The organism is Bradyrhizobium sp., from assembly GCF_049798375.1.
GTDB lineage: Bacteria > Pseudomonadota > Alphaproteobacteria > Rhizobiales > Xanthobacteraceae > Bradyrhizobium.
This window is the reverse complement of sequence record NZ_JBARGP010000656.1, coordinates 1-2,240: the sequence shown is the minus strand read 5'-3', so window position 1 is coordinate 2,240 and position 2,240 is coordinate 1. Positions and strand designations below refer to the sequence as shown.

The window sequence follows — 2,240 nt, the reverse complement described above, 5'->3', positions numbered from 1 at the left end:
CCCAATCGATGCCATGATGGCTGCAGAATTTGGCATCCTCCGCCGAGACCACCGAGCGCGGCAGGTAAGGCGACATCGCCGACAGTTCGATCCAGCGCCGCTCGACCGGCCTGCCCGTCACCGAGCGACACAGCATCAGGGTCGAGACCGGGTGGCCGACGGCATAGAATGGCGTCAGCACGTAGGGCACCAGCAGCACCAGCACGATGAGGACGAAGAGGGTTCGGAAGGGGCGCAAATGAGGCTTCGCCTGGCTGGAATGGTGCTTTCGGCTGCGATCGTGCCGGCATTATCCGATATCTCCATGAAGTTTCCTGCCTTTTTCGGGCCCTGCGCGGCCAAAGGCCGCCGCTCCACCCGCAATTGACTGACGCCGCGCCATCAACGATTGTCCGGCCAAATTTTGCCTCCCTGGAGCACTTCTTGATGACCGTGACGGCCCTGACCGACTTCACCCGACGCCTGGACAAGACCGCCGAGGACACCGAAGCCCTGCTGGCCGAGCTTTTGTCCGATGCCCCCATGCAAGACGAAATCTCCCGTCCGAAGCGGCTGATCGAGTCGATGCGCTATTCGAGCCTCAACGGCGGCAAGCGGCTGCGCCCGTTTCTGGTGGTCGAGAGCGCAGCCGTGTTCAGCGTGCCGCCAAAGGGCGCGCTGCTGGTGGGCGCCGCGCTCGAATGCATCCATTGCTACTCCCTGATCCATGACGATTTGCCGGCGATGGACAATTCCGATCTGCGCCGCGGCCGTCCCACCCTGCACAAGGCCTATGACGACGCCACGGCGATCCTCGCCGGTGACGCGCTGTTGACCATCGCCTTCGACATCATCACCCGCGACGAGATCCATCCAGACGCCGGCGTCCGCCTGGCGCTGACCCGGGCGCTGGCTCGCTGCGCCGGTATCGGTGGCATGGCTGGCGGCCAGATGCTCGATCTGGCCGGCGAAGGCCGTTTCGGCGATCGCGAGCCGGTCGACGTCGCCCGCGTTCAGCAGATGAAGACCGGCGCCCTGCTCCGCTTCGGCTGCATCGCCGGCGCCCTGCTCGGCCAGGCTTCGGCTGCGGAGTACCAGGCGCTCGACGATTTCGGCCGCGCACTCGGCGAAGCCTTCCAGATCGCCGACGACCTGCTCGACGTGGAGAGCGATGCCGCCACGCTCGGCAAGCCGGCCGGCGCCGATGCCGAACTCGGCAAGACCACCTTCGTCACCCAGCTCGGCATCGACGGCGCCAAGCAGCGCGTGCGCGATCTGCTCGCGCGCGGCGACGCCGCGCTGTCGATCTTCGGCGCCAGGGGCGACGTGCTGCGCGCCGCCGCCCGCTTCGTCGCCGAACGCAAGAGCTGAGCCGGCAAGCCATGGCGGGCAATGTGACGGATGACGATCCGGTTCTTGCCCGCTTCGCGCGGCTGCCGATGGCGCTGCGGGTGGTCTACTCTCGGCCCCGCACCTTCGTCGCGCTGGGCATCGCCGTCGCCACGACCTTGGCCCTGCCGCACGCGCTGCGGCTCGGCACAAGGCTGCTGATCGGCTGGGACCTGTTCGCTGCGCTCTACCTCTTGCTGGTCGGGCTGATGATGCTCCGCTGCGAGCAGCATCACATCCGCCGCGACGCCATCAAGCAGGATGACGGCCGCTTCGTGATCCTGCTGGTGACCGCGCTCGGCGCCTTCGCCAGCGTCGCCGCCATCGTCTCCGAACTCGGCGCCGCCAAGGGCAATGCAGCCGCGCTGGCGCTGGCGACATTGACCGTGACGCTGTCCTGGGCGGTGGTTCACACCAGCTTCGCCCTGCACTACGCCCACGACTATTATCGCGGCAAGAAGCCCGGCGGGCTGCAATTCCCCAGCGGCGACGGCAAGGAGCCGGCCGACTACTGGGACTTCGTCTACTTCTCCTTCGTGATCGGCATGACCGCGCAGGTCTCCGACGTCGGCATCACCGACAAGGTCATCCGCCGCACCGCAACCGTGCACGGCATCATCTCCTTCATCTACAACACCGCGCTGGTCGCGCTGATGGTCAACATCGCGGCCAGCGCGATCTCGAGCTGATCGTTACGCATCATTCGGCGCGCGCTCTAACCTCGCCCCGCTTGCGGGGAGAGCTCGGATTGCATCGCAAGATGCAATCCGGGTGAGGGGGTACAGGTCTAACAACTTACATAGAGCAAGCGTCTGCCCCTCACCCCAACCCTCTCCCCGTGAAGGACGGGGAGAGGGAGCACACCGTCATCC

3 protein-coding genes are annotated in these 2,240 nt (G+C 66.3%); 2 read left to right on the top strand and 1 reads right to left on the bottom strand.

Annotation, left to right across the window (positions count from 1 at the left end; all coding sequences use genetic code 11):
* The coding region (locus WA702_RS25650) for a transglycosylase domain-containing protein (RefSeq protein WP_425113340.1) at window positions 1–238 on the bottom strand (238 nt) is incomplete at its 3' end.
* A 188-nt stretch (window positions 239–426) separates the two neighbouring features.
* Here WA702_RS25650 and WA702_RS25645 point away from each other — a divergent pair.
* Both WA702_RS25645 and WA702_RS25640 read left to right on the top strand, forming a co-directional pair.
* Window positions 427–1,350, top strand: coding sequence for a polyprenyl synthetase family protein (locus WA702_RS25645; RefSeq protein WP_425113339.1), 924 nt, complete (start codon window positions 427–429; stop codon window positions 1,348–1,350).
* An 11-nt stretch (window positions 1,351–1,361) separates the two neighbouring features.
* Window positions 1,362–2,057: a DUF1345 domain-containing protein gene (locus WA702_RS25640; RefSeq protein WP_425113338.1), complete on the top strand. Its 696-nt coding sequence runs from the start codon at window positions 1,362–1,364 to the stop codon at window positions 2,055–2,057.
* Window positions 2,058–2,240: the final 183 nt, after the last annotated feature.